The organism is Rhizobacter sp. SG703, assembly GCF_012275445.1.
Taxonomy (GTDB): Bacteria; Pseudomonadota; Gammaproteobacteria; order Burkholderiales; family Burkholderiaceae_C; genus Rhizobacter.
The window spans coordinates 18,932-42,523 of sequence record NZ_JAAZQK010000012.1; the positions used below are offsets into that span (position 1 = coordinate 18,932).

A 23,592-nucleotide genomic window follows, 5' to 3' on the forward strand; every position below is an offset into this window, starting at 1 on the left:
TCCCGTGGATGGCCTACGTGCTAGTCGTCACGCTGGTGCTCAGCGGCGCAGCGCTCAGCGCCGAACGGGCGCTGCGGCTGCGGCGCCGCGCGACGCGCTGGGTCTGGGTCGGCGCGATGCTGGCGTCGCTGCTGCTGCCGACGCTGATCGCGTCGGTGTCGATCCAGATCCCGGACATCGGCGCACCGCACGCGCCGCGCAAGGCCATCGTGCTGCGCGACCTGACCACGCTGCCGCTGCCTGCGCTGTCGCGCGCCGCCGACGCCGCGCCGGCCGCCGGCCCGGCGCTCGACACGCTGGTCCGGCGCGGCTGGCTGCTCGTCTCCGCGACGCTGCTGCTGCTGCTCGCGGCCAGTGCCGCGCAGCTGTTCTGGCGCGAACGCCGCTGGGCCCGCGCGACGCTGGCCGGCGTGCCGGTGTCGGTCGCGCCAGGAGTCGGTCCGGCCGTCGTCGGCCTGCTGCGCCCGCGCATCGTCGTGCCGCCGTGGGTCGTCGCGTCGGCGCCGCCGGCGCAGGCGCTCGTCATCGCGCACGAGCAGTCGCACCTGGCAGCGCGCGACCCGCTGCTGCTGACGGTCGGCGTCGGGCTGCTGGTCTTCATGCCGTGGAACCTGCCGCTGTGGTGGCAGGTGCGACGGCTGCGCCGCGCGATCGAGGTCGATTGCGATGCGCGCGTGCTCGGTGCCGGCCACGACGTGCGGCGCTACGGCGAGGCGCTGATCGAGGTCGGCCAGCGCCAGTCGGCTTTCCTCGGCACCGTCGCCGCGATGTCCGAGTCCCGTTCATTCCTCGAAGAAAGGCTGATGATCATGCTCAAGCAACCTGGCAAATGGTGGAAGCTCTCGGCGACGCTGCTCGGCGGCGCCTCGGTGTGCCTGATGGCGGTGGCCGTCCAGGTCGCGCCGCCGAACACCGGAACCGGCTCCGGCCTCGGCGGCACGGCCCGCGAGGCGGTCGCGCTCGACCCGGCGGTGTTCGACGGCTATGTCGGGCGCTACCGGTTCCCGGGGCAGACCATCTTCACGATCGCCCGCGACGGCCAGCGCATGACGGCCCAGCTGACCGGCCAGGGCGCGGTCGAGATCTACCCGAGCAGCCGCACCGAGTTCTTCGTGAAGGTGGTCGACGCGCAGATCAGCTTCGAGACCGACGCGCAGGGCCGCGCGAAGGCGCTGACGCTGCACCAGAACGGCAAGCACATCCAGGCGCCGCGCATCGACGAGCAGGCCGCGCAGCGCATCGAGGACGCGGTGTCGGTGCACGTCCAGAGCCAGGCGCCCTTCCCCGGCAGCGAAGCCGCGGTGCGCCGCCTGTACGGCAGCCTGCTGAGCGGCCAGCCTCACTACGACGAGATGAGCCCCGACCTCGCGCAGGCGACGCGCGACCAGCTGCCGCAGCTGCTGGCCGGCGCGCGCCAGCTTGGCGCGATCCAGTCGGTGGAGTTCCGCGGCGTCGACCCTGCCGGCATGGACACCTACGACCTGCGGCACGAGCACGGGCGCACCACCTTCCGGATCGCGCTGTCGCCCGACGGCAAGGTGCAGGGTGCGCTGATGCGCCCCGGTCCTTGAGCGGGAGACAACGAAACTGAAACGGGCGGCACCTGGCCGCCGCATACCCACCCCGGCAGGTCGGTTCGTCGCGCTCGTTACACTTTCCGGCCCATGAGCGCCCTTCCGATCCCCGCCTCGATGCCGCCGCTGTTCGGCAACGACTGGACCCACCGCTTCGCCACGCTGGGCAGCGAGTTCTTCACTGAACTGCCGCCGCAGGGCGTGCCTGACCCGCACTGGGTGGCCTGGAGCGCCGACTGCGCGCAGCTGCTCGGCCTGCCGGCCGAGCAGCCGTCCGACCCGCGCTGGCTGGCCGCCCTGAGCGGCAACCTGAGCGAAGCGCCGTTGCGGCCGCTGGCAAGCGTCTACAGCGGCCACCAGTTCGGGGTCTGGGCCGGCCAGCTCGGCGACGGCCGCGCGCTGTGGCTGGGCGAACTGCAGACACCGGGCGGCCCGATGGAGATCCAGCTGAAGGGCGCCGGCCTGACGCCCTATTCCCGCATGGGCGACGGCCGCGCGGTGCTGCGTTCGTCGATCCGCGAGTTCCTGGCCTCCGAGGCGATGCACGCGCTCGGCGTGCCGACGACGCGCGCGCTGAGCATCACCGGCTCGGCGTTGCCGGTGCGGCGCGAAGAGGTCGAGACCGCTGCGGTCGTCACGCGCGTCGCGCCGTCGTTCATCCGCTTCGGCCACTTCGAGCATTTCGCGCACACCGAGCCGAACACCGACGCGCTGCGCCGGCTGGTCGATTTCACGATCGACGTCGGCTACCCCGAATGCCGCGGTGCGGCGCGGCCGGCCGTCGCGCTGCTCGATGCGGTGGCGCGGCGCACCGCGCGGCTGATGGCCGACTGGCAGGCCGTCGGCTTCTGCCACGGCGTGATGAACACCGACAACATGTCGATCCTCGGGCTGACGATCGACTACGGCCCGTACGGCTTCCTCGACGCCTTCGACCCCGGCCACGTCTGCAACCACTCCGACCACCAGGGCCGCTACGCCTATGCGCGCCAGCCGAACGTCGCGTTCTGGAACCTGCATGCGCTGGCGCAGGCGCTGCTGCCGCTGATCGACGACCAGGAAGCCGCGCTCGACGCGCTGGAGCCCTACAAGACCGAATTCGCGGCGACGCTCGACGCGCGCATGGCCGCGAAGCTGGGGCTGGCGACGGTGCAGGACGGCGACCGCGCACTGGCCGAAGGCCTGTTGCAGCGCATGGCGGCCGACCGCGCCGATTTCAGCATCGCCTTCCGCCGGCTGGCCGGCTTCGACAGCCGCGACGGCGCCGCCAGTGGTGTGGCCAACAGCGCGCTGCGCGACCTCTTCATCGACCGCGAGGCCTTCGACGCCTGGGCGCGGAACTATGCGGCGCGGCTGCGCTCCGAAGGCAGCGTCGATGCCGAACGCGCCTTGCGGATGAACCGGGTGAACCCCAAGTACGTGCTTCGCAACCACCTCGCCGACACCGCGATCCGCGCGGCCCGGGGTGGCGATTTCACCGAGGTGCAGCGGCTGCTGAAAGTTCTGTCGGCGCCCTTCGACGAACAGCCGGAGCACGCGGCGTATGCCGATTTCCCGCCCGACTGGGCGCAACACATCGAGGTGTCCTGTTCATCATGAGTGCGAACGACCACGACCACCGCCAGGACGACGGCACGCCCTACACCGTCACGAAGACCGACGCCGAATGGCGCGCCCAGCTGAGCCCGATGCAATACGAGGTGGCTCGCCATGCGGCCACCGAGCGCGCCTTCACCGGCAAGTACTGGGACCATTTCAAGGCCGGCCGCTACGACTGCATCGGCTGCGGCACGCCGCTGTTCGCATCCGACACCAAGTTCGACGCCGGCTGCGGCTGGCCGAGCTACTGGGAGCCGATCAACAGCGAGGTGATCGAGCGCGTGGTCGACCGCAGCCACGGCATGGTGCGCGTCGAGGTGCGCTGCAACAAGTGCGGCTCGCACCTCGGCCACGTCTTCGAGGACGGCCCGGAGCCGACCGGCGAGCGCTTCTGCATCAACTCGGCAGCGATAGACTTCGCCCCCAAGCCGTGACCGCGGCCCCCTGACCGTTGCAACTGCCGACTGCGCCCCTGATGACCCTGCTGCTCGATTTCCTCCCGCTGCTGCTGTTCTTCGGCACCTTCAAGTTCGCCGATTCCAACAAGGACGCCGCCGCAGCCTTCGCGAGCGAGCATTTCGGTTTCCTGGTCTCGGGCGGCAGCGTCGGCCCGAACGAGGCCGCGGTGCTGCTGGCCACGCTGGTGGTGATCGCCGCCACCTTGCTGCAGGTGGTCACGCTGAAGCTGCTGCGCCGCAAGGTGCACACGATGCTGTGGGTCACGCTGGCGCTGGTGGTGGTGCTGGGCGGCGCAACGATCTGGTTCCACAACGCCACCTTCATCATGTGGAAGCCCAGCGTGCTGTACTGGGTGATGGGCCTGGCCTTCTGGTTCAGCCAGAGCGTGCTCGGCAAGAACATCCCGCAGAAGCTGATGGGCGAGCAGCTGGTGCTGTCGCCGGCCATCTGGCAACGCCTGAATTTCGCATGGGTCGCATTCTTCGGCCTGATGGGCTTGTTGAATCTTTACGTGGCTTACAGCTTCACGCAGTCGACCTGGGCCACCTTCAAGGTGTTCGGCGCGACCGGGCTGATGCTGGTCTTCGTGCTCGGCCAGGGCGTCTACCTGAGCCGTCACCTGCCCGACGACGACGACAAGCCCGCGCCGCCGGCCGATCCGATCCAGCAGGCGACCCAGGCGCCGACGCAGGAGCGGGGCTGACCATGGCCGTCAGTTCGCAAGAGATCGAGGCCGCGCTGCGCGACGCGTTGCAACCCGACAGCCTCGCGATCACCGACGACAGCCACCTGCATGCCGGCCATGCCGGCGCGCGCGAAGGCCGGCATTTCAGCGTGCAGGTGGTCAGCGCCCGGTTCAACGATCTGTCACGTCTGAAGCGGCACCGCCTCGTATATGATGCCCTTCGCACCTTGATTCCGCGCGGTATCCACGCCCTGGCCATCGAGGCCCGCGCGCCGGGTGAACGCTGATCCGAAGACATCGCTGATCCAACAACGTCGGTGACCTTCCCCGGTCCCACGGCAGCACCCACCCAACCCGCGCGGTATTCCCCATTCGTCCCCGTTCGCATTCATGCGATTCCCCGTTGAAAGGCCATAAGCCCATGAAGAAGTCGACCCTTGCCCGCCACGCTTCGCTGCTGGTGATCAGTGCTGCCCTGTTCGTGCCGGCGGCGATGGCCCAGAACGTGGCGATCGTCAACGGCAAGCCCGTACCGAAGTCGCGCGTCGAAGCGCTGCTCGCGCAGGCGACGCGCCCCGGCCAGCAAGGCAGCCAGCCGCGCACTGCCGAACTCGAAGCGCAGGTGCGCGATGAAGTCGTGCTGCGCGAGATGTTCATGCAGGAAGCCGAGAAGCGCGGCCTGACCGGCAGCGCCGACTACAAGCAGCAGCTCGAACTGGCGCGCCAGAGCATCCTGATCCGCGAGCTGTTCAACGACTACCAGAAGAAGAACCCGGTGCTCGATGCCGATGTCCAGGCCGAGTACGAGAAGTTCAAGGCGCAGGCGAGCGGCACCGAATACCACGCCCGCCACATCCTGGTCGAAAAGGAAGAAGACGCGAAGGCCCTGATCGCGCAGATCAAGGGCGGCGCGAAGTTCGAAGACCTCGCGAAGAAGAACTCGAAGGACCCGGGATCGGGCGAGAACGGCGGCGACCTCGACTGGGCCAACCCCGGCTCGTACGTGCCCGAGTTCTCGCAGGCGATGATCAAGCTGAAGAAGGGCGAGATGACGCAGGAGCCGGTGAAGACGCAGTTCGGCTACCACATCATCAAGCTGGAAGACACGCGCGACGCGCAGTTCCCGCCGCTCGAAGAAGTGAAGCCGCAGATCCTGCAGCGCCTGGGCCAGCAGAAGCTCGCCAAGTTCCGCGACGAGATCCGCGCGAAGGCGAAGACGGACTACAAGTTCTCGACCGCGAACTGAGTCGGCGGATCGGATGAACAGGGGCGCCTTCGGGCGCCCTTTGTTTTTTGCGCCTAGACGCTGACTCGCCCCGCCTCGATGTGCAACTGCCGATCGCAGCGCGCCGCGATGCCGCGGTCGTGCGTGACCAGCACCAGCGTCGTGCCCGATTCGCGGTTCAGCTCGAACATCAGCTCCATCACCTTCTCGCCGGTCGCGAAATCGAGGCTGCCGGTGGGCTCGTCGGCCAGCAGCACCGCCGGCTTCACGACGAAGGCACGCGCCAGCGCGACGCGCTGCTGCTCGCCGCCCGACAGCACCTTCGGGTAGTGCGACAGCCGCTCGCCGAGGCCCACGCGGCGCAGCATCTCGGTGGCCAGCGCGCGTGCATCGTTGCGGCCCTGCAGCTCGAGCGGCAGCATCACGTTCTCGAGCGCGTTCAGGTTGCCGAGCAGTTGGAAGCTCTGGAACACGAAGCCGAGTTGCGCGGCCCGGACCGCGGCGCGGGCATCCTCGCCGAGCGCGAAAAGATCGTGGCCGGCCAGGCGAACCGTTCCGGTGCTCGGCGTATCCAAGCCCGCGATGATCGACAGCAAGGTGCTCTTGCCCGAGCCGGACGCACCGACGATGGCCGCCGACTGGCGCGCGGCAAGCGCGAAGTCGATCTCGTGGAGAATGGTCAGCACACCGGTCGAGTCCTGCACCTGCTTGGTGACGCGCTCGACGGAAATGATGGATTCGGACATGAATGCTTCTGCAGGTAGACGGCTCACGCGACGCGCGTTGCTGGTTCACTGTACCTTGCTTGCCGCGGCGAGCGCACTGCCGGGGGCTCGTGCGGCCGCACCGCGCCGCGTGCTGGTGCTCGGCGACAGCCTGTCGGCCGAATACGGCCTGCAGCGCGGCGAGGGCTGGGTCGCGCTGCTCGGCGAGCGGCTCGCGCGCGACAAGATCGCCGCCAGCGTCATCAACGCCAGCATCAGCGGCGACACCACCTCCGGCGGCCGCTCGCGCCTGCCGGCACTGCTGAAGCAGCACCAGCCGGGTGTCGTCGTGATCGAACTCGGCGGCAACGATGCGCTGCGCGGCCTGCCGCTCTCGATGACGCGCGACAACCTGCTCGCGATGGTGCGCGCGGCCAAGCAGGCCGGCGCCAAGGTGCTGGTGGTCGGCATGCAGGTGCCGCCGAACTATGGCCGGCAGTACGGCGCCGATTTCGCGGCGCTGTTCGCGCAGGTCGCCAAGACCGAGGACACCGGCCTCGTGCCGTTCCTGCTGAAGGGCGTGGCCGATTCGCCGCAGGCCGACGCGATGTTCCAGCCCGACCGCATCCACCCGATCGCGAAGGCCCATCCGACGATGCTCGACAACGTCTGGGCGGGCCTCAAGCCGCTGCTCGGTTGAACTGCGGCGGACTGCCGCCGCTCGTCAGCGGTTGTTCTCGCGCTCGTTGCGGCGCTCCGGCCGCTCCTGCCGTTCCTGCCGTTCCTGCCGTTCCTGCCGTTCCTGACGCTGCTCGACGCGCGGTTGCTCCTGGCGCGGTTGCACTTGTTGCGGCAGGCGCACCTCGGGCATGCGCTGCGGCTGCGGTTGCGGCGCTTGCGGCTGCAGTTGCGGCGCTTGCGGCTGCGGTTGAGGACGCTGCGGGGCCTGCGGCTGTGCGGGCTGCTGCACCTGCGGGGGGCTCGGACGCTGCACCTGCGGCGCTGCCGGTTGCTGCTGCTGCGGCACCGGGCGCGGCTGCAGCTGCGGCTGGCCGCCCACCGGCGCCGGTCGTTCGAAGCGGTCGCCACGCGGGTTGCCGCGCGACTCGCCGTTCTGGTTCACCGGCATCGGATGGCGGCGGTCCGGCGTGTTCACCGTCGGTGCCGGCGGCTGGGCTGCATTGGCGACCGGCGGGCGGTTGCCATCGGGCCGCTCGGCGTTGTCGGGCACGTCGCGGCCCGGCCGCGGACGCGGCGTCACGCCGGGCTGCTGCGGTTGCTGCGGCTGCTGCACCGCCACCGGCGCCTGCGGCTGCTGCCCCGGCGCGTTGGGCCGTTCGGGACGGCCCCAGCCGCCTTCGCCCCGCCCGTTGTTGTCGCCCCGGCCGCCGTTGCTGCCCGGCACGTTGCTGTCGACGCGACCGAGGTTGTCGCCCCGGCCACCGTTGTTCTCGCGGCGCCCCGGCGGCGGCGGCACCGGCTGCTGCGGGTTCGGTGCGAAGCTGACACGCCCGGTGCGCGGGTCTTCGACGCGCCGTCCGCCGCCCTCGCCCCGCGCCGGCATCGGCATCGGAACCGGCGCGTCGACGCGCGGCCGCTCGCGGCCCATGTCGCGCAGCACGCGGTCGTTGACGCGCGTCATCGCCGGCGCCACCGGCTGGCGGCGCTCCATCACCACCGCCGGCACCACCGTCACCGCATGCGGCATGCCGCGGTTGACGTAGTGCGTCTGCTGCACCACCGTGCCCGGGCTGTTGATGATGTTCGTGACGTTGGTGATGTTGGTCACGTGGGTCACGTTGACGTTGCGGATGTAGCGCGGGCTGACGCGGTACCCCGGCACGTAGACCTCGCGCGGGGCCAGCGGGAACCAGCCGACCGACGGCGAGTTGCCGACCGAGATCGACAGGCTCAGGTTCGGCCCGCCGACCCAGGCCACCAGGGCCGGTGCATACACCGGCCGTGCAATGTAGGTGCCCGGCGTCCAGCACCAGGCGTTGCGGTGCCACATCCAACGGCCATAGTGGAACGGCGCGAAGCCCCACGGCGCATCGTCGACCCAGGTCCAGCCCCACGGGTTGACCCAGGCCCAGTGGCCCATGCGGTACGGCGCCCAGTCCGGCGCGACATTGCTCGGGATCCAGATCGCGCCGTAGTCGGGACTCTGTTCCCAGCGGCCGTAGCGGTCCAGGTCTTCGACACCGGTCATCTCGGGCGAGACGTAGCGGGTCGACACGCTGCGCTCCTCGCGCTGGTCGAGCGAGGCGACCCAGTCCGAGAACGGGTCGCGCACCGGGTCGGTGATGCTGTACTGTGTCGGCGCGTCGGGCCTGTCGCGCCAGAACTCGGCGCGCTGGTTCGGCATCACCGTCAGCGCGGTGCGGTCGCCTTCGAACTGCGCCTGCCCGCTGACCACGGTGACCTGGCTGGTGTCGTCGATGCGGTCGAAGCGGTAGCTGCCGGTGCGGTCGGTGCGGAAGCGCCCCTCGCCGGTGGCCACGCCGAATTCGTTCGCCGATTCGCGGGTGCGCAGCCGGGCCGACAGGCTGCCGCTCAGCAGCTGCAGGCTCAGGTGGTTGTCGTCGAGCTGCAGCACCTCGATCTCGGTGTTGGCGGCGATGCGCAGCGTGGTCGAACCGATGCGGATCTCGGCGCGGCCGTCCTTCTCGGTCGACAGCCGGTCGCCGGTGGTGACGGGGCGGTTGCGCGCCGCGGCGATCCATTCGGCGCTCTCGGGGGCGTAGACCCAGACGGCGCCGTCGACTTCGGAGAGCCGGCCGACCCGGCCCGGCGGGTCTTCGTCGGCGGCGCGCGCGGACTGCGCGAACACCGCCATCAGCGTGGCCAACATCAAGCCGGCCATCAGGCCCAGCCACTGTGCAGGCCGGGCGCCCATGCGGGCGGATGTAGCGTTTCGGGTGCTGTTCGGCACGGCGAGCTCCTCACGTTGCATGGTCACGGTCCGGTGGGACCGTCGGGAACCGACGAGGTTCCTGGCGCACAACGTGTCAGAAGGCTCCGCGGCTGACGACAGAAACCTTTCTTCGCAAAGAAAGCTCAGTCGTCATCGTTGGGGTCGAGCTCGGGGAACAGCACGCTGGTGAAGCCGAACTTGCTGAAGTCCTCGATCCGCGTGGGATAGAGCTTGCCGATCAGGTGGTCGCATTCATGCTGCACGACGCGGGCATGGAAACCCTCGGCTTCGCGGTCGATCAGGTTGCCTTGCGGATCCAGGCCGGTGTAGCGGATGCGCGCGTAGCGCGGCACGACACCGCGCAGCCCCGGCACCGACAGGCAGCCTTCCCAGCCCGCTTCCCGCTCGTCGGACAGCGGCACGATCGTCGGGTTGATCAGCACCGTCTCCGGCACCGCCGGCGCATCGGGATAGCGGGTGTTGTTCTTGAAGCCGAAGATCACCAGCTGCAGGTCGACGCCGATCTGCGGTGCCGCCAGCCCGGCGCCGTTGGCGTGGTGCATCGTGTCGAACATGTCGTCGATCAGCTGCTGCAGATCGCGGCTGCCCAGCTGCTCGCGCGGCACCGGCGGCGCCACGCGCAGCAGCCGGGGGTCGCCCATCTTGAGGATCTCGCGCACGGTCATCGGTCAGCATCCTTTGCAGAGTCGTCGCATCGACTGCGCATTGTCGTGAATCGGACGCGGCCCTGCCGGCGTGTGCTATTTTCGGCGGCCTGCGCGCAACACACCTTCGATGGCCGCCCTCCGCTTCCTCCGCCTTGCCCTGCTCGTCGGGTCGGTCCTGCTGACCCCGCAGCTGTGGCTCGCGCACGCGCTGTCGCATGGGCTGGCGGCACCGGCCACGCCCGGCCAGCCGGCGGACCCGGCCGGCAAGGAACGGCAGTCGCAATCCGACAAGGTGTGCGACGCCTGTCTCGCGTTCGCACAGCTCGATGCCGCGGTGCCGGCGCATTTCGACTGGACGGCCCCGGCCGGCGCGGCACCGCTGGCCGCACCGTTGCCTGCCGGGGCCTGGGACGGCGCCACGCCGATCGCCACCCGCGCGCGCGGGCCGCCGACGCCGCGCGCCTGATCCGTCTCCGCCGCCGACGCGCGCCCCCCGGCGCCTGCCGGCGCTCGATCACCCGCAGACCGTCTGCAGGACGCATCCCATGCACTTCCACCGCACCTGGGCCGCCGGCCTGGGCTCCTCGCTGGGCCTGGCCGCCGCGCTGGCCTGGCCCCAGCACGCGCTCGCCGACCCGGCCTCCGATGTCGAGCAGCTGAAGAAAGACATCGCCGACCTGCGCCAGTCCTACGAGGCCCGGCTGCAGGCGATGGAGCAGAAGCTGCTGCAATTGCAGCAGGCCGCGCCGGCCGAGGCTCCGCCGCCCGCAGCGGCACCGGCCGCCGCCGCAACCGCCACTTCGGCATCGGCCTTCAACCCGGCGGTCTCGCTGATCCTCAACGGCACCTACGCCAACCTGTCGCAGGACCCGGCGCGCTACCGGCTGCAGGGCTTCATGCCGTCGGGCGGCGAGGTCGGTCCTGGCCGGCGCAGCTTCCAGCTCGGCGAGTCCGAGCTCGGCTTCGCCGCGACCATCGACCCGACCTTCAGCGGCCACTTGACCTTCTCGCTGAGCCCCAACGACAGCGGCGACGACACCGTCAGCGTCGAAGAGGCGGTGTTCGAGCGCCAGGGCCTGTTCGACGGCGCCACGCTGAAGGGCGGGCGCTTCCTGTCGTCGATCGGCTACCTGAACAGCCAGCATGCGCATGCCTGGGATTTCGTCGATGCGCCGCTGGCCTACCAGGCCTTCTTCGGCGGGCCGCTGAAGACCGACGGGCTGCACCTGCACTGGCTCGCGCCGACCGAGCGCTTCGTCGAGCTCGGCGCCGAGGTCGGGTCGGGCGCGACCTTCCCCGGCAACGACACCGGCCGCAACGGCATCGGCTCGGCCGCGCTGTTCGCCCACCTCGGCGACGACATCGGCGACAGCGCGAGCTGGCGGGCCGGGCTGTCGGTGCTGCGGCAACGCGCGCAGGACCGGCGCTACGAGGATCTCGATGCGAACGGTGACGACCATGGCGCATCGTTCAGCGGCCACAGCACCACCTGGGTGGCGGACGCGATCTACAAATGGGCACCCGGCGGCAACGCGACGCGCGAGAACCTGAAGCTGCAGGGCGAGTACTTCCGCCGCACCGAAGACGGCACGCTGGCCCAGGGCGCCGCGCTCGGCGGCTACCGCAGCACGCAGAGCGGCTGGTACCTGCAGGCGGTCTACCAGTTCATGCCGCAGTGGCGGGTCGGTGCGCGCTACGACCGGCTCGACGCCGGCAGCCTCGGCATCGGCCTCGTCGACGACGGCACGCTGGGTGCGGCCGACCTGCCGGTGCTGCAGCACGCCACGCCGACGCGCAGCACGCTGATGGTCGACTACTCGCTGTCGGAGTTCAGCCGCTTCCGGCTGCAGCTCGCGAACGACCGCAGCCGCGGCGACGCGACCGACCGGCAGCTCTTCCTCCAATACATCATGAGCCTCGGCGCCCATGGTGCCCACTCGTTCTAGGACACCGCATGACTCCCTTGCTGAAGATCCTCGCGCTGGCCGCGTTCGCCGGCTGCGCATTGCAGGCGCAGGCCGCATTGAACGTCGTCGCCTGCGAACCCGAATGGGCCGCGCTGGCGAAAGAGCTCGGCGGCGACAAGCTCAACGTGTCGTCGGCCACCACCGCGCTGCAGGACCCGCACCACATCGAGGCCCGGCCCAGCCTGATCGCCCGCGTGCGCGGCGCCGACCTGCTGGTGTGCACCGGCATGGAGCTGGAGATCGGCTGGCTGCCGGTGCTCGTCCAGCAGTCCGGCAATGCGAAGCTGTCGCCCGGTGCGCCGGCGATGTTCGAGGCCGGCCGCTTCGTCGCGCCGCTGGAGGTGCCCACGCGCCTGGACCGCGGCGATGGCGACGTGCATGCGCAGGGCAATCCACACATCCAGCAGGACCCGCGCAACATCGCGAAGGTGGCAGCGGCGCTCGGTGCGCGGCTGGCGCAGCTCGATGCCGCCAATGCGGCCACGTACCAGCAGCGACTGCAGGACTTCAACACCCGCTGGGCCGCGGCACTGCAGCGCTGGGAGGCGCAGGCCAGGCCGCTGAAGGGCGTGGTGGTGGTCGCGCACCACAAGAACATGGGCTACCTGTGGAACTGGCTCGGCGTGCGCGAGATCGCGACGCTGGAGCCGAAGCCCGGCGTCGAACCGAGCGCCGGCCACCTGACCGAGCTGAGCGCCCTGCTCGCGCAGCAGCCGGCGAAGATGGTGGTGCGGGCCGCCTACGAAGACCCGCGCGCGTCGAAGTGGCTGTCCGAGCACGCGAAGATCCCGGCCGTCGCGCTGCCGTTCACCGTCGGCGGCAACGACAAGGCGAGCGACCTGTTCGGGCTGTTCGACAGCAGCATCGCGCTGCTGCTGGAGGCGGCCAAATGACGGTGGCCCCTATCGATTTCGCGATCCTCGCGCCGGCCTTCGCCGCCGGGCTGCTGGTCGTCGCGACGCATGTGCCGCTGGGTGCGCAGGTGCTGCGCAAGGGCATCGTCTTCATCGACCTGGCGATCGCGCAGATCGCCGCGCTGGGGGTGATCGTCGCCGGGCTGCTCGACATCGACCCGAACGGCTGGCAGGTGCAGGTGGCGGCGGCACTCGCCGCGCTGGCCGGTGCGCTGCTGCTGACCTGGACCGAGAAGAAGTGGCCCGACGTGCAGGAGGCGCAGATCGGCGTGCTGTTCGTGCTGGCGGCCACCGCGGGCATCCTGCTGCTGGCGAAGAACCCGCACGGCGGCGAGCACCTGCGCGACCTGCTGGCCGGCCAGATCCTGTGGGTCGGCTATGCGCAGCTGGCGATCCCGGCGGTGGCGACACTCGCGATCCTCGGGCTGTGGTTCGGTGCGCGCGCGCTGGTCGAGCGGGCCGGCTTCTACCTGCTGTTCGCGCTGGCGGTCACGGTGTCGGTGCAGTTGGTCGGCGTCTACCTGGTGTTCGCGACGCTGATCGTGCCGAGCCTCGGGACGCGCAAGCACCGCGAGTCGTGGCGGCTGGCGCTGGCCTACGGGATCGGCATCGCGGGCTATGCGATCGGGCTCGCGCTGTCGTCGGCGTTCGACCTGCCGGCGGGCGCGTTGATCGTGTGGTGCCTGGCGCTGCTGGCGATGGCGGTGCACGCCGTGTCGTAGCCCGGACGCCGATCCGAGATGCGTCCGACACGCCCCGGACGCGCATCCAGGCTACTGAAGCAGCGCTCGCAGCGCCGCCTCGTCGATCACCTCGACCCCCAGCTCGCGCGCCTTCTCCAGCTTGCTTCCGGCCTCTTCGCCGGCGACGACATAGTGGGTCTTCTTCGAGACCGAGCCCGATACCTTGCCGCCGGCCGCCTCGATCGCATCCTTCGCCTCGTCGCGCGACCACACCGGCAGCGTGCCGGTCAGCACCAGCGTCTTGCCGAGCAGCGGACGCGGGCGGTCGTCGCCCTCGCCCACGCTCTCCCTGGGTTGCACGCCGGCCGCCAGCAGCTGCTCGATGACCTCGCGGTTGTGCGGCTGGGCAAAGAAGGTCTGCACGCTGGCCGCGACGATCGGGCCCACATCGGGCACCTCCAGCAGTTGCTCGACGCTGGCCGCCATCAGCTTGTCCAGCGTGCCGAAGTGGCGCGCCAGGTCCTTGGCCGTCGTCTCGCCGACCTGGCGGATGCCCAGCGAGAACAGGAAGCGCGCGAGCGTCGGCGTCTTGCTCTTCTCCAACGCGTCGACGATGTTCTGCGCGCTCTTGTCGGCCATGCGGTCCAGCGCCGCCAGCTTCGCGACGCCGAGCTTGTAAAGGCTTGGCAGGCTCGACACGATGCCGGCATCGACGAGCTGCTCGACCAGCTTGTCGCCCAGGCCCTCGATGTCCATCGCCCGGCGGCCGGCGAAGTGCAGCAGGGCCTGCTTGCGCTGCGCCGGGCAGAAGACGCCGCCGGTGCAGCGGTATTCGATGCCGCCCTTCTCGCGGGTCGCCTCGCTCTTGCAGATCGGGCAGGCCCTCGGCATGTGGAAGTTGGGGACATAGCCCGCGCGCGCGCCCGGCACCCGCCCGACGACCTCGGGAATCACGTCGCCGGCACGGCGGATGATCACCTTGTCGCCCACCCGCACGCCTTTGCGGCGCATCTCGAACACGTTGTGCAGCGTCGCGTTGCTGACCGTCGTGCCGCCGACGAAGACCGGGTCCAGCCGCGCCACCGGCGTCAGCTTGCCGGTGCGGCCCACTTGCACATCGATGGCGAGCAGCGTCGTGACCTGCTCCTGGGCCGGGTACTTGTGGGCCACCGCCCAGCGCGGCTCGCGGGTCTTGAAGCCGAGCTTCTGCTGCAGCTCGCGCGAATCGACCTTGTAGACGACGCCGTCGATGTCGAAGGGCAGGCCGTCGCGCGCCTCGGCCACGCGCTGGTGGAAGGCGACCAGGCCGGCCGTGCCGGTGGCCACCGTGCGCAGCTCGTTGACCGGCAGGCCGAAGCCCGCCAGCGCATCCAGCAGGCCCGACTGCGTCGCCGGCAGCGTCCAGCCCTGCACCTCGCCCAGCCCGTAGGCGTAGAAGCTCAGCGGCTTGTCGCGCGCCTGGCGCGAATCGAGCTGGCGGATCGCGCCGGCCGCGGTGTTGCGCGGGTTCACGAAGGTCTTGTCGCCCTTGCTGCGCTGGCGCTCGTTCAGCGCCTCGAAGGCGTCGCGGCGCATGTAGACCTCGCCGCGCACCTCGAGCACCGGCGGGGCATCCCCGCGCAGGCGCAGCGGAATCTGGCCGATCGTGCGCACGTTGTGCGTGACGTCCTCGCCGGTCTCGCCGTCGCCGCGCGTGGCGGCCTGGACCAGCACGCCGTCTTCGTAGCGCAGGTTGATCGCCAGGCCGTCGAACTTCAGCTCGGCGTTGTAGTCGACGGGCGGGTCGCCCTCCTTCAGCCCCAGCTCGCGGCGCACGCGGGCGTCGAACGCGATCGCGCCTCCCTCGGTCGTGTCGGTTTCCGTCGTGATGGACAGCATCGGCACGACGTGGTGCACCGGCGTCAGCCAGGGCAGCACGGCACCGATGACGCGCTGCGTCGGCGAGTCCGGCGTCAGCAGTTCAGGGTGCGCGGCCTCGAGGGCCTGCAGCTCCTGGAAGAGCTTGTCGTACTCGGCGTCCGGCAGGGCCGGCGCGTCGAGCACGTAGTAGAGGTGCGCGTGGTGGTTCAGCTGGGCGCGCAGCTCGGCGGCGCGCTGGGAAGGGGTCGGTGCCATGCCGCCAGTTTAGAGGCCGGCAGGCCCGCTCCCCTTCGGCGCTCTCCCCCCAGCTTCAGGCCGGACCGAAGGTCGCGGTGACGTTGTGCAGCATGTAGTTGCGGATCTCGCAGGTGTCGCGCGTGCCGGAGTCGATGCAGGCACCGCCCCAGCCGCGGAACACCTGGCCGGCCTTCGGCACCGCGCTCAGCAGCACCGTCTTGTACTTCGTGTAGATCGCGTTGCAGTTGGTGCCGCCCTGCACGCAGCTCATCGTGCCGGCGTTGCCGCGCACCGAGTTGCCTACCGTGCCCTGGCCGGTCACCTGCACGCGGATCGGGCGCAGCGGATAGTAGGCATCCAGCTCCGCGTCGTCCCAGGTCTGCACCCACGGGTCGGTCGCGACGCTCGCGACGAACTCGGAGACCGGCCCGGAGACCGATTCGGCGCCGCCCGCTGCGTCGTGTGTCGGTGCCGCGTCCTGCGCGACCACCGGCGGTGTCGCCGCATCGTCCGGGTTCGTCGACGGGGCCGTCGCCGGCGATGTCGCCTGCCCGACCGTCACGGCGTCATCGGCCGCACGAACCGCCTCGGCGGCATCGCTGCCACCACCACCACCGCCGCATGCAGCCAGCAGTGCCATCAGCAGGCATGCGCCGGCCGTCTTGCTCAAACTCTTCATTCCCTGCTCCAACCACGTCCGGCCTTGCACCCATCGCAAGGTCCGCGTGACCTGACTTGTTTCGGCGCCGCCGCCACTTCATTGAGTGGTCTGTCGGGCCGAATCGTTACCAAAGCGACTGTTCGAGAATTGCTTCCGAAAGCGCTCCACGGATGAAAAAGGCCCGGCCGTGCAATGCACCGCCGGGCCTCGTCGGATGGACCCGATCAGCGCGTCGAGAAGGTGTCGAGCACCGCGCCGTCCTGGCCGATCGTCTTCACGCTGACCTTGCCGCCGTCGACGTCGATGCGCATGTAGTGGTACGCCGCGGTGGCCTTCGCGTTCAGCGCGCCGACCTTGTTGAAGCCGGCGAGGGCCGAGCCGCCGCCGCCGGTCACCGTGTAGACGGTGCCCTTGGCATCGTCACGCACGCCGTTCGGGTTCGCGTCGTCGGCATACACCGGCACCGAGCGCTCGTAGACGTGGCTGTGGCCCGAGATCACCATCTTCACCTTCGGGTACTTGCTGAAGTCCTTGATCAGCGTCGGCCACGAAGCGTTCGGCGCATGGCCGTCGGAGTACGAGATCAGCGGCGCATGCATCAGCACGATGGTGTTCTGGATCGCGCTGTTGGCCGAGGATTGCGCCAGGTCGTAGCGCAGCCAGTCGAGCTGGTGCTTGTAGTAGTACGCGTCGTAGTTGCCTTCGTTGGCCGCCGTGCAGTTGCTCGAGCACTCGTTCAGGTCGTAGTAGTCCGAGTTCAGGCGCAGCACCACGAAGTGCGTGCCCTTGTAGTCGAACGAGTAGTACATGTAGTCCGGATAGACGCCGCTGCGGGTCTTCGCGCAGGCCAGCTGGTAGAACTGGTCGTCGGTGTAGTGCTTGACGCTCGAGGTGGTCCAGTCCTTGAAGTACGCCTTGTTCTGCGTGTGGTTCGGAATGCCGACCTTCTTCGGGTCGAACACGTCGCAGAAGCCGTTGCCGAACTTGTCCGGGTACCAGCCGTCGCCGAAGTTGTCATCGTGGTTGCCGACCACCGGGAAGTAGTACGTCGACAGGCCCGCGGCCGGCGTCTTGTTCTGCAGCGGCGCGATGATTTCCTTGAAGCTGCCCTTCGACGCGTCGCTCGGGCAATCGCCGCGCTGCACCCAGTTGGTGGACTTGTCGTAGCCGGTGACCATGTCGCCGAGGTTGAACACGAAGGCGGCCGGTTCATTGACCATCCGGTTCACCAGCCCGATGTGCACGGTGTTGCCGCCGCAGCCATTGCCCGAGCGGCTGTCGCCGTAGGCCAGGAAGCTGAAGGCACCGCCGCTCGCCGGAGGCGTGGTGGGCGGCGTGGTCGGCGGGGTCGTGGTCGCCGAAGCCGTCGTGAAGTTCCAGCTGGTGGTGCCGGCCAGCGCGTTGCCGGCGGTGTCCTTGATGCCGCTCGTGCCGGCGGTCAGGGCCACCGGGTACTGTGCGGCCGTCGCGAGGGCCGCGGCCGGCGTGAAGGTCGCGGTGTTGCCGGTGCACGCGATCGTGCCCGAGACCGAGCCGACCTTGAAGGTCTGGCCCGAGACGGTCGAGCAGTCCAGCGTCTTGCTGAAGGTCACCTTGACCGGCGCGGTCACCGCGACGTCGGTCGCACCGGCGCCGGGCGTGGCGCTCGCCACCGTCGGCGCGGTCGTGTCGGCGACGACGAAGGCCGCGCTGACGTCGCGTGCCTGGCTCATCGTGATGCTGCAGGTGCTGGCGCTGCCGGCGCAATCGCCGCCCCAGGCGCTCAGCCGGTAGCCGGCGGCGGGCGTGGCGGTCAGCGTGACGGCCGCGTTCGGCGTCACGTCTTCGCTGCAGTCGGCGCCGCAGTTGATGCCGCCGGCGCCCGAGGTCACCGTGCCGGCGCCGCTGGTGCTGACGTTCAGGCGATAGGTCGTGGGCGCGGTCGGCGGCGTCGTGGTGCCGGCCGAGCCGAACTTCGCCGTGACGGTGCGCGCCTGGCTGTTGGTCAGCGTGCAGGTGTTGGCCGTTCCGGAGCAGGCGCCGCCCCAGCCGAGGAACACCATGCCGGTGTTGGGCAGCGCGCCCAGCAGCACCGAGGTGTAGGCCGAGTACTTCACCGAGCAGACCGTGCCGCCGTTGCCGCAGTTCATCGGCCCGAGCACGCCGCCCACCATGTTGCCCACCATGCCGGGACCGGTCACCGTGACGGTGATCGGACGCGCGGTGTAGTAGCTGCTGTCGACGGCCTGCGCACCTTCGGTCGCGCCGGTGGCCGCCAGTTCGGGATCGACTTCGGACGCAGCCACCGTCGTGGTGTTGCCGTTGCTTCCGCCGCCGCAAGCCGCCAGCATCATCGCCAGCGACATCGCACCGAACACCTTGTTCACCCTGTTCATTGACTAGCTCCAGACAAGCCCGGTCCAGGCCCGATCGCGTGGATCGCCGGGCTGGGCTCTGGCGGCCTCATCGGCCGCATGTGTTGATCGAGGAAGGCGCCGGCAGGATCGCCGGCGCCTGGTCAGGCATCAGTACTCGTAGGCACCGATGTCGGTCGCCGCACCCTGGGCGCGTTGCACGCCGCGGATGTCGGTCGGGGACAGCGACTGGCTCGCGCCGGCATCGATCGCCGGGCTGCCGGTCGACAGCGTCAGCGGGGTGCTGCCCGTCGTGGTCGAGAACTTCGGATCGGCCACCTTGCTGCCGCTGTCGTCGCGGCCGCTCAGCGCCTTGTACTTGGTCAGCCAGGTCGCGAAATTGACGCCGCTGAACGAGTCGGACGAGAAGGTCGGGTTGCCCGTGCTGGTGTAGTAGACGTTGTGGTCGAAGACCAGCGTCTTGTAGTCGGTCATCGCGTTGGAGCCGATCTTCACCACCGGCTTGGCCGACGAGCCGTAGACGATGTTGTTGCCGAAGTACACGTTGGTGCCGGCCTGGCCCACTTCCGATTCGTTCGACAGGAAGATCGAGCCGTGCATCAGCTTGCCGGTGTCGTAGCAGCTGTTGTTGTAGAAGCGGGCATTGCTCGACGACGAGGTCGCGAGGCAGGCCCAGGTGGATCCGATCACGACGTTGTTGCGGACGATGCCGTCATAGGTCTCGTACGTGCCGTCGACCAGGCGGTAGTCGTCGGTCTCCTGGCCCAGCATCAGCGCATGGCCGTTGTTGGCGTTGCCGATGTTGACGAGGCGGTTGTTCTCGAAGACCGGGTTGCGGGCATTGCCCTTGGCGTAGACGCCGATGTCCGGCACGTCGTGGATGTAGTTGCCGGCGACGCGGACACGGTCCGCACCGACGATGTCGACGCCCTGGGCGTTGCTGCCCGGCGTGACCTTGGACGGGTCTTGCCAGATCTCGTTGTCGAGCACTTCGACGTCGTTGGAGGTGCGCACCAGCTTGACGATGTCGGCGACGCTGCAGCACAGGCGGTTGCCCACCAGCTTGACCTTCGGCGTGTCGATCTTGATCGCGTTGCCGTCGCTGCCGCCGGCGGCGCTGCCCTGGATCTCCAGGCCTTGCACCACCCAGTACATCGGGTAGCAGTCGGTGTTGCCGCTGCCGTCGCCGACCGCGTCTTCATCGCAGGCCGAGTTGTAGAAGTACACGGTCGGGCCGGCGCTGGTGCTCTTGATCACCGGACGCTCGCCGTTGTAGCCGCGCAGCGAGATCCACTTGGTGGCGCTGCCCTGGCGGCGGATCACGACGCTCTCGGTGTAGGTGCCGGCACGCACGTCGATGGTGTCGCCGGCGCTGGCCAGGCCGACGGCCTTGTTGATGGTCCTGAACGGGGCCGCCAGCGTGCCGGCGTTGCTGTCGCTGCCGGTGGTCGCGACGAAGTAGGCCTTGCCGGTACCGGTGCCCGGCGCGGTGCCGGTACCGCCGGTGGCGCCCGAACCGCCGCCGGTGGAGGTGGCGGTGAACGATGCACCGACCGCAGCCGCCGCATTCATCTGCACCGTGCAGGTGCCGGTGCCCGAGCAGGCGCCGCTCCAGCCGCTGAAGCTGTAGCCGGCAGCCGGTGCCGGGTTCAGCGTGACCGGCGTGCCCGAGTAGAAGACGCTGGTGCACGACGCGCTGCACGACACGCCAGCCGGGCTCGACGTCAGCGAGCCGCTGCCGGTGACGGTCAGCTGCAGCGGGTAGGTGACCGTGGGGGTCGGGGTGGGCGTCGGCGTGGGGGTCGGCGTCGGCGTGGGCGTGGCGGTCGAGACGAAGCTCGCGGTCGCCGTGCGGTTCTGGTTCATCGTCACGTAGCAGAACTCCGTGCCGGTGCACGAGCCGCCGCTCCAGCCCTTGAAGGTGTAGCCGCTGCTGGCGCGCGTGCCGATCATCACCTGCGTGCCGGCCGCGAAGCTCGCGGAGCACTGGGTGTTGCCTTCGCCGCAGACGATGCCTGCGGGCTGCGAGCCGATCAGGCCGCCGGTCTGGCCGGACACCGTCAGCGTGTAGCGCGTGCCGATGGCCGCGGCCGATTCGGTGACACCCGCGGCCTCCGCCGCATCCGTGCCTTGATCCGTCGAGGACCCGCCGCATCCGGCCAGCACGGCCGTCACGCAGAACGCGCCCAACACCTTGTGAAACCAACTCATTCGATAGCTCCTCTAGCCAATCCAAACGCCGGGCCAATCCCTGCGCCCGTCGATGCGGCATCCCTGTTTCGACGGCTGGGACGAATCTTTGAACAGCCAGAGGTGAGCCCTGTTACGGGAGGTCAGATCACGGGCTTTTGTTTTTGCAAGCGGTGGAATGCGAAGTGCACCCCCTTGTTCACGGGGGTGGCAGAGGGGGATCGGTCGATCCATCGGAAATCACGATGAAGCGATGTAGGGTTTATCCGACGCCAAACATGTTTCGGATTCAGTTACAGACTCGTGGGCTTTCGCTACAAAACCGCCTCTGGCTGTCGATAAGTCCTTGATTGCGCTCGTGAATCAGCAAGGCGAAAGCCTGCCAATCCTGACGATCGGAGCGCTCAAGTTCTCGAAGAAGGGGCCCGTTCGGGCGCCTATTGCGGCGACTGCTTCGCGGCCGGGGTATCGGCTTTTGGTTTGTCGCCGCGTTGCGCCGAATCCACATCGGCGGCGGGCGCCGTCGATTCCTGTTCCGCCAGGCGGCTCAGGCGGCGCCCGGCCTCGCTGTCGGGCGCCAATCGCAGGCCCAGGTGCACCTTGTGCTGCACCCGCGATGCATCGGGCGGGTAGTACGACACCGACAGCTCCAGCCCGCCCGGGCACAGCAGCTTCACCAGGTCGTTCATGAAGGACGGGCTCTTCGGGCACTTGTCGCCGTACGCGTTGGCGATCTGCGCGGACTGGCGCGCCGCGAACGCGCGCGCCTGGGTTTCATCGGCGAAGTCGGCGACCCCGTGCACACTGAGCAGCGTCAGGCTCTTCGGTGTCGCGAGCAGTTCGACCGCCTTGAACTCGGGCGCCTTGTCGGGCCTATCGACCACCATCTCGACCATCGGCGAGACGCGCGTGCGCTGCTGCGTCAGCTCGCCGACGACATACGGTGCGCCGAGCTTGTAGCCGAACAGGTCGCCGTCCGGCGGGCCGGCGTGCGCGGTGGCGCAGGCGGCGACGGCGCACAGCACGGCCAGCGCGCGGGTCGAGAAGAGTTGAATGCTGGGCATGCCGATCAACTATATCTGCGGCGAATGATGACTCCGGTCACCGCGCGATGGCGCAGCCGACGGGGCGCTCGGGCCGGTTCATGTCACGAAGACAGAAACGCGGGCAAAAACGCGGGCAAAAAAAAGCAGCACCGCGTGCTGCTTGTTTCCTGGTGATCGAACTGGTGGGCGGTGCAGGGTTCGAACCTGCGACTTCCACCGTGTGAAGGTGGCACTCTACCGCTGAGTTAACCGCCCGAGTGTCTCTTGGCTCGTGCCTTGCGATCACCGGCTTCGCAACTTGCTGCGAAGCCCCGGATTATGCCACAAGCTGGCGCCACCCCGTCTTGCCGCCAGAAGCCTTGTCGAGATCGGCAAGCTGCTTCTCGTGGGCGGCCAGCTCCTCGTCGTTCGCGACGATGACCGGCAGGTCGAAGCTGCCGAAGTCGATCGCCGCGATGACGATGTCCTGCGACGAGCTGCCGCCCGCATCGATGACCAGCGAGTTCTGCCCGCGCGTCATGTTGATGTAGACCTCGGCCAGCAAGCCGGCGTCGAGCAGCGCGCCGTGCAGCGAGCGGTTCGAGTTGTCGACCTCCAGCCGCTTGCACAGCGCATCGAGCGAATTCGACTTGCCGGGGAACATCTCGCGCGCCATCAGCAGGCTGTCGCTGACGCCAGCGACGCACTCCGCGAACGGCCGCCGGCCGAGCCGGCGCAGCTCGGCATTCATGAAGCCGACGTCGAAGCCGGCGTTGTGGATGATGACCTCGGCGCCCGCCAGGAAGTCCATCAGCTCGTCGGCGATCGCGGCGAACAGCGGCTTGTCGGCCAGGAATTCGTCGGTCAGCCCGTGGATCTTCACCGCGTCTTCATGGCTGGAGCGCTGCGGGTTGACGTAGAAGTGCTTGGTGTTGCCGGTCAGCCGACGGTTGACCATCTCGACGCAGCCGATCTCGATGATGCGGTCGCCGGACTCCGGGCTCAGGCCGGTGGTTTCGGTGTCGAAGAAGACTTGCCTCATGCGGCCACCTTCTCGCCCGCCGGCAGGCCGCGCCGCGCCGACCAGAGGCACAGCACGACGCCCGCCGCGATCATCGGCACGCACAGCCACTGGCCCATGCTCATGCCGAGCGCGAGGATGCCGAGGAAGGCATCCGGCTCGCGGAAGAACTCCGCGGCGAAGCGGCACAGCCCGTAGCCGATCAGGAACACGCCCGACACCTGGCCCATCGGCCGCGGCTTGCGCGAGAACCACCAGAGGAACGCGAACAGCAGCAGGCCTTCCATGCCGAACTGGTAGAGCTGCGACGGATGGCGCGGCTGCGTGCTGCCCGACTCCGGAAACACCATGCCCCACGGCAGGTCCGGCGACGCGAAGCGGCCCCACAGCTCGCCGTTGATGAAGTTGCCGATGCGCCCGGACGCGAGCCCGGTCGGCACGCACGGTGCGATCAGGTCGGTGACCTGCCAGAACGGCCGCTTGCGCATCCACGCGAACACACCCATCGCGGCGACCACGCCGAGCAGCCCGCCGTGGAAGGCCATGCCGCCCTTCCAGACCGAGAAGATCTCGAGCGGATGGCTGGCGTAGTAGCCCGGCTTGTAGAACAGCACGTAGCCGAGCCGGCCGCCGATCACGACGCCGAGCACGCCGTAGAACAGCAGGTCCTCGACGTCGCGGCGGGTCCAGCCGGCCTGCGCGAACTGCGTCTGCCGCACGCGGATCGACGCGAGCCACAGGAAGAGCCCGAAGGCGACCAGGTAGGTGATGCCGTACCAGTGGATGGCCAGCGGGCCGACCTGCAGCGCGACGGGATCGAATTTCGGGTGAACGAGCATGGGTGTGGGGAGC

Annotated in this window: 21 protein-coding genes and 1 tRNA gene; 11 read left to right on the forward strand and 11 right to left on the reverse strand. The window is 69.3% G+C overall.

What is annotated here, in order from left to right; all coding sequences use genetic code 11:
* The first annotated feature begins 8 nt into the window (after nt 1–8).
* From FHT26_RS23365 to FHT26_RS23390, 6 genes are all read left to right on the forward strand, one after another.
* A complete protein-coding gene (locus FHT26_RS23365; protein WP_168562499.1) occupies nt 9–1,571 on the forward strand; it encodes a M56 family metallopeptidase in 1,563 nt (520 codons plus the stop codon).
* A 93-nt stretch (nt 1,572–1,664) separates the two neighbouring features.
* Complete coding sequence (locus FHT26_RS23370; RefSeq protein ID WP_168562500.1) at nt 1,665–3,173, forward strand: protein adenylyltransferase SelO; 1,509 nt, start codon at nt 1,665–1,667, stop codon at nt 3,171–3,173.
* On the forward strand, nt 3,170–3,607 hold the full coding sequence (msrB, locus tag FHT26_RS23375; protein ID WP_168562501.1) for a peptide-methionine (R)-S-oxide reductase MsrB: 438 nt from the start codon (nt 3,170–3,172) through the stop codon (nt 3,605–3,607). Before FHT26_RS23370 ends, msrB begins: the two co-directional genes overlap by 4 nt.
* Nucleotides 3,608–3,648: 41 nt before the next feature.
* On the forward strand, nt 3,649–4,335 hold the full coding sequence (locus FHT26_RS23380) for a septation protein A (RefSeq protein ID WP_168562502.1): 687 nt from the start codon (nt 3,649–3,651) through the stop codon (nt 4,333–4,335).
* 2 nt (nt 4,336–4,337) lie between these two features.
* Nucleotides 4,338–4,604, forward strand: coding sequence for a BolA family protein (locus FHT26_RS23385; RefSeq protein ID WP_168562503.1), 267 nt, complete (start codon nt 4,338–4,340; stop codon nt 4,602–4,604).
* A 134-nt stretch (nt 4,605–4,738) separates the two neighbouring features.
* Nucleotides 4,739–5,563 (forward strand): peptidylprolyl isomerase, encoded by an 825-nt coding sequence (locus FHT26_RS23390; RefSeq protein ID WP_168562504.1) that lies wholly within the window; start codon nt 4,739–4,741, stop codon nt 5,561–5,563.
* Between the two features lie 53 nt (nt 5,564–5,616).
* Here the strand turns inward: FHT26_RS23390 and FHT26_RS23395 are convergent, their stop codons facing one another.
* Nucleotides 5,617–6,288: an ABC transporter ATP-binding protein gene (locus FHT26_RS23395; protein WP_168562505.1), complete on the reverse strand. Its 672-nt coding sequence runs from the start codon at nt 6,286–6,288 to the stop codon at nt 5,617–5,619.
* Here FHT26_RS23395 and FHT26_RS23400 point away from each other — a divergent pair.
* The gene (locus FHT26_RS23400) at nt 6,287–6,946 is read left to right on the forward strand and encodes an arylesterase (RefSeq protein ID WP_246868080.1); all 660 of its coding nucleotides are present in this window, start codon (nt 6,287–6,289) and stop codon (nt 6,944–6,946) included. The genes FHT26_RS23395 and FHT26_RS23400 overlap by 2 nt on opposite strands.
* A 24-nt stretch (nt 6,947–6,970) precedes the next feature.
* Here the strand turns inward: FHT26_RS23400 and FHT26_RS30415 are convergent, their stop codons facing one another.
* Nucleotides 6,971–9,199: a DUF6600 domain-containing protein gene (locus FHT26_RS30415; protein WP_168562507.1), complete on the reverse strand. Its 2,229-nt coding sequence runs from the start codon at nt 9,197–9,199 to the stop codon at nt 6,971–6,973.
* A gap of 104 nt (nt 9,200–9,303) precedes the next feature.
* Nucleotides 9,304–9,846 (reverse strand): peptide deformylase, encoded by a 543-nt coding sequence (gene def, locus FHT26_RS23410; RefSeq protein WP_168562508.1) that lies wholly within the window; start codon nt 9,844–9,846, stop codon nt 9,304–9,306.
* Between the two features lie 109 nt (nt 9,847–9,955).
* On the opposite strand from def, the gene FHT26_RS23415 reads away from it, so the two are divergent.
* From FHT26_RS23415 to FHT26_RS23430, 4 genes are all read left to right on the forward strand, one after another.
* The gene (locus FHT26_RS23415) at nt 9,956–10,294 is read left to right on the forward strand and encodes a hypothetical protein (protein WP_168562509.1); all 339 of its coding nucleotides are present in this window, start codon (nt 9,956–9,958) and stop codon (nt 10,292–10,294) included.
* 79 nt (nt 10,295–10,373) lie between these two features.
* The gene (locus FHT26_RS23420) at nt 10,374–11,774 is read left to right on the forward strand and encodes a hypothetical protein (protein ID WP_168562510.1); all 1,401 of its coding nucleotides are present in this window, start codon (nt 10,374–10,376) and stop codon (nt 11,772–11,774) included.
* An 8-nt stretch (nt 11,775–11,782) separates the two neighbouring features.
* On the forward strand, nt 11,783–12,688 hold the full coding sequence (locus FHT26_RS23425) for a metal ABC transporter substrate-binding protein (protein WP_168562511.1): 906 nt from the start codon (nt 11,783–11,785) through the stop codon (nt 12,686–12,688).
* Complete coding sequence (locus FHT26_RS23430; RefSeq protein ID WP_168562512.1) at nt 12,685–13,431, forward strand: metal ABC transporter permease; 747 nt, start codon at nt 12,685–12,687, stop codon at nt 13,429–13,431. Before FHT26_RS23425 ends, FHT26_RS23430 begins: the two co-directional genes overlap by 4 nt.
* Before the next feature lie 51 nt (nt 13,432–13,482).
* Here the strand turns inward: FHT26_RS23430 and ligA are convergent, their stop codons facing one another.
* The 8 genes from ligA to lgt form a co-directional block, all read right to left on the reverse strand.
* A complete protein-coding gene (ligA, locus tag FHT26_RS23435) occupies nt 13,483–15,507 on the reverse strand; it encodes an NAD-dependent DNA ligase LigA (RefSeq protein WP_168562513.1) in 2,025 nt (674 codons plus the stop codon).
* A gap of 55 nt (nt 15,508–15,562) precedes the next feature.
* A complete protein-coding gene (locus FHT26_RS23440) occupies nt 15,563–16,168 on the reverse strand; it encodes a hypothetical protein (RefSeq protein ID WP_168562514.1) in 606 nt (201 codons plus the stop codon).
* A gap of 206 nt (nt 16,169–16,374) precedes the next feature.
* Nucleotides 16,375–18,525: an Ig-like domain-containing protein gene (locus FHT26_RS23445; RefSeq protein WP_168562515.1), complete on the reverse strand. Its 2,151-nt coding sequence runs from the start codon at nt 18,523–18,525 to the stop codon at nt 16,375–16,377.
* Nucleotides 18,526–18,654: 129 nt separating this feature from the next.
* Nucleotides 18,655–20,715, reverse strand: a complete 2,061-nt coding sequence (locus FHT26_RS23450; protein ID WP_168562516.1) for a right-handed parallel beta-helix repeat-containing protein — start codon at nt 20,713–20,715, stop codon at nt 18,655–18,657.
* Nucleotides 20,716–21,131: 416 nt separating this feature from the next.
* Nucleotides 21,132–21,758, reverse strand: a complete 627-nt coding sequence (locus FHT26_RS23455) for a hypothetical protein (protein WP_168562517.1) — start codon at nt 21,756–21,758, stop codon at nt 21,132–21,134.
* A gap of 162 nt (nt 21,759–21,920) precedes the next feature.
* Nucleotides 21,921–21,995: transfer RNA gene (locus FHT26_RS23460), tRNA-Val, on the reverse strand.
* A gap of 61 nt (nt 21,996–22,056) precedes the next feature.
* Complete coding sequence (gene dnaQ / locus FHT26_RS23465) at nt 22,057–22,761, reverse strand: DNA polymerase III subunit epsilon (protein ID WP_168562518.1); 705 nt, start codon at nt 22,759–22,761, stop codon at nt 22,057–22,059.
* The gene (gene lgt / locus FHT26_RS23470) at nt 22,758–23,579 is read right to left on the reverse strand and encodes a prolipoprotein diacylglyceryl transferase (protein ID WP_168562519.1); all 822 of its coding nucleotides are present in this window, start codon (nt 23,577–23,579) and stop codon (nt 22,758–22,760) included. Before lgt ends, dnaQ begins: the two co-directional genes overlap by 4 nt.
* Nucleotides 23,580–23,592: the final 13 nt, after the last annotated feature.

What these genes read in the sequence shown, in the direction of transcription:
- FHT26_RS23365 (WP_168562499.1), top strand. Translation starts at nt 9, where the DNA reads ATGGCCTACGTGCTAGTCGTCACGCTGGTGCTCAGCGGCGCAGCGCTC.
- FHT26_RS23370 (WP_168562500.1), top strand. Translation starts at nt 1,665, where the DNA reads ATGAGCGCCCTTCCGATCCCCGCCTCGATGCCGCCGCTGTTCGGCAAC.
- msrB (WP_168562501.1), top strand. Translation starts at nt 3,170, where the DNA reads ATGAGTGCGAACGACCACGACCACCGCCAGGACGACGGCACGCCCTAC.
- FHT26_RS23380 (WP_168562502.1), top strand. Translation starts at nt 3,649, where the DNA reads ATGACCCTGCTGCTCGATTTCCTCCCGCTGCTGCTGTTCTTCGGCACC.
- FHT26_RS23385 (WP_168562503.1), top strand. Translation starts at nt 4,338, where the DNA reads ATGGCCGTCAGTTCGCAAGAGATCGAGGCCGCGCTGCGCGACGCGTTG.
- FHT26_RS23390 (WP_168562504.1), top strand. Translation starts at nt 4,739, where the DNA reads ATGAAGAAGTCGACCCTTGCCCGCCACGCTTCGCTGCTGGTGATCAGT.
- FHT26_RS23400 (WP_246868080.1), top strand. Translation starts at nt 6,287, where the DNA reads ATGAATGCTTCTGCAGGTAGACGGCTCACGCGACGCGCGTTGCTGGTT.
- FHT26_RS23395 (WP_168562505.1), bottom strand. Translation starts at nt 6,288, where the DNA reads ATGTCCGAATCCATCATTTCCGTCGAGCGCGTCACCAAGCAGGTGCAG.
- FHT26_RS30415 (WP_168562507.1), bottom strand. Translation starts at nt 9,199, where the DNA reads ATGCAACGTGAGGAGCTCGCCGTGCCGAACAGCACCCGAAACGCTACA.
- def (WP_168562508.1), bottom strand. Translation starts at nt 9,846, where the DNA reads ATGACCGTGCGCGAGATCCTCAAGATGGGCGACCCCCGGCTGCTGCGC.
- FHT26_RS23415 (WP_168562509.1), top strand. Translation starts at nt 9,956, where the DNA reads ATGGCCGCCCTCCGCTTCCTCCGCCTTGCCCTGCTCGTCGGGTCGGTC.
- FHT26_RS23420 (WP_168562510.1), top strand. Translation starts at nt 10,374, where the DNA reads ATGCACTTCCACCGCACCTGGGCCGCCGGCCTGGGCTCCTCGCTGGGC.
- FHT26_RS23425 (WP_168562511.1), top strand. Translation starts at nt 11,783, where the DNA reads ATGACTCCCTTGCTGAAGATCCTCGCGCTGGCCGCGTTCGCCGGCTGC.
- FHT26_RS23430 (WP_168562512.1), top strand. Translation starts at nt 12,685, where the DNA reads ATGACGGTGGCCCCTATCGATTTCGCGATCCTCGCGCCGGCCTTCGCC.
- ligA (WP_168562513.1), bottom strand. Translation starts at nt 15,507, where the DNA reads ATGGCACCGACCCCTTCCCAGCGCGCCGCCGAGCTGCGCGCCCAGCTG.
- FHT26_RS23440 (WP_168562514.1), bottom strand. Translation starts at nt 16,168, where the DNA reads ATGAAGAGTTTGAGCAAGACGGCCGGCGCATGCCTGCTGATGGCACTG.
- FHT26_RS23445 (WP_168562515.1), bottom strand. Translation starts at nt 18,525, where the DNA reads ATGAACAGGGTGAACAAGGTGTTCGGTGCGATGTCGCTGGCGATGATG.
- FHT26_RS23450 (WP_168562516.1), bottom strand. Translation starts at nt 20,715, where the DNA reads ATGAGTTGGTTTCACAAGGTGTTGGGCGCGTTCTGCGTGACGGCCGTG.
- FHT26_RS23455 (WP_168562517.1), bottom strand. Translation starts at nt 21,758, where the DNA reads ATGCCCAGCATTCAACTCTTCTCGACCCGCGCGCTGGCCGTGCTGTGC.
- dnaQ (WP_168562518.1), bottom strand. Translation starts at nt 22,761, where the DNA reads ATGAGGCAAGTCTTCTTCGACACCGAAACCACCGGCCTGAGCCCGGAG.
- lgt (WP_168562519.1), bottom strand. Translation starts at nt 23,579, where the DNA reads ATGCTCGTTCACCCGAAATTCGATCCCGTCGCGCTGCAGGTCGGCCCG.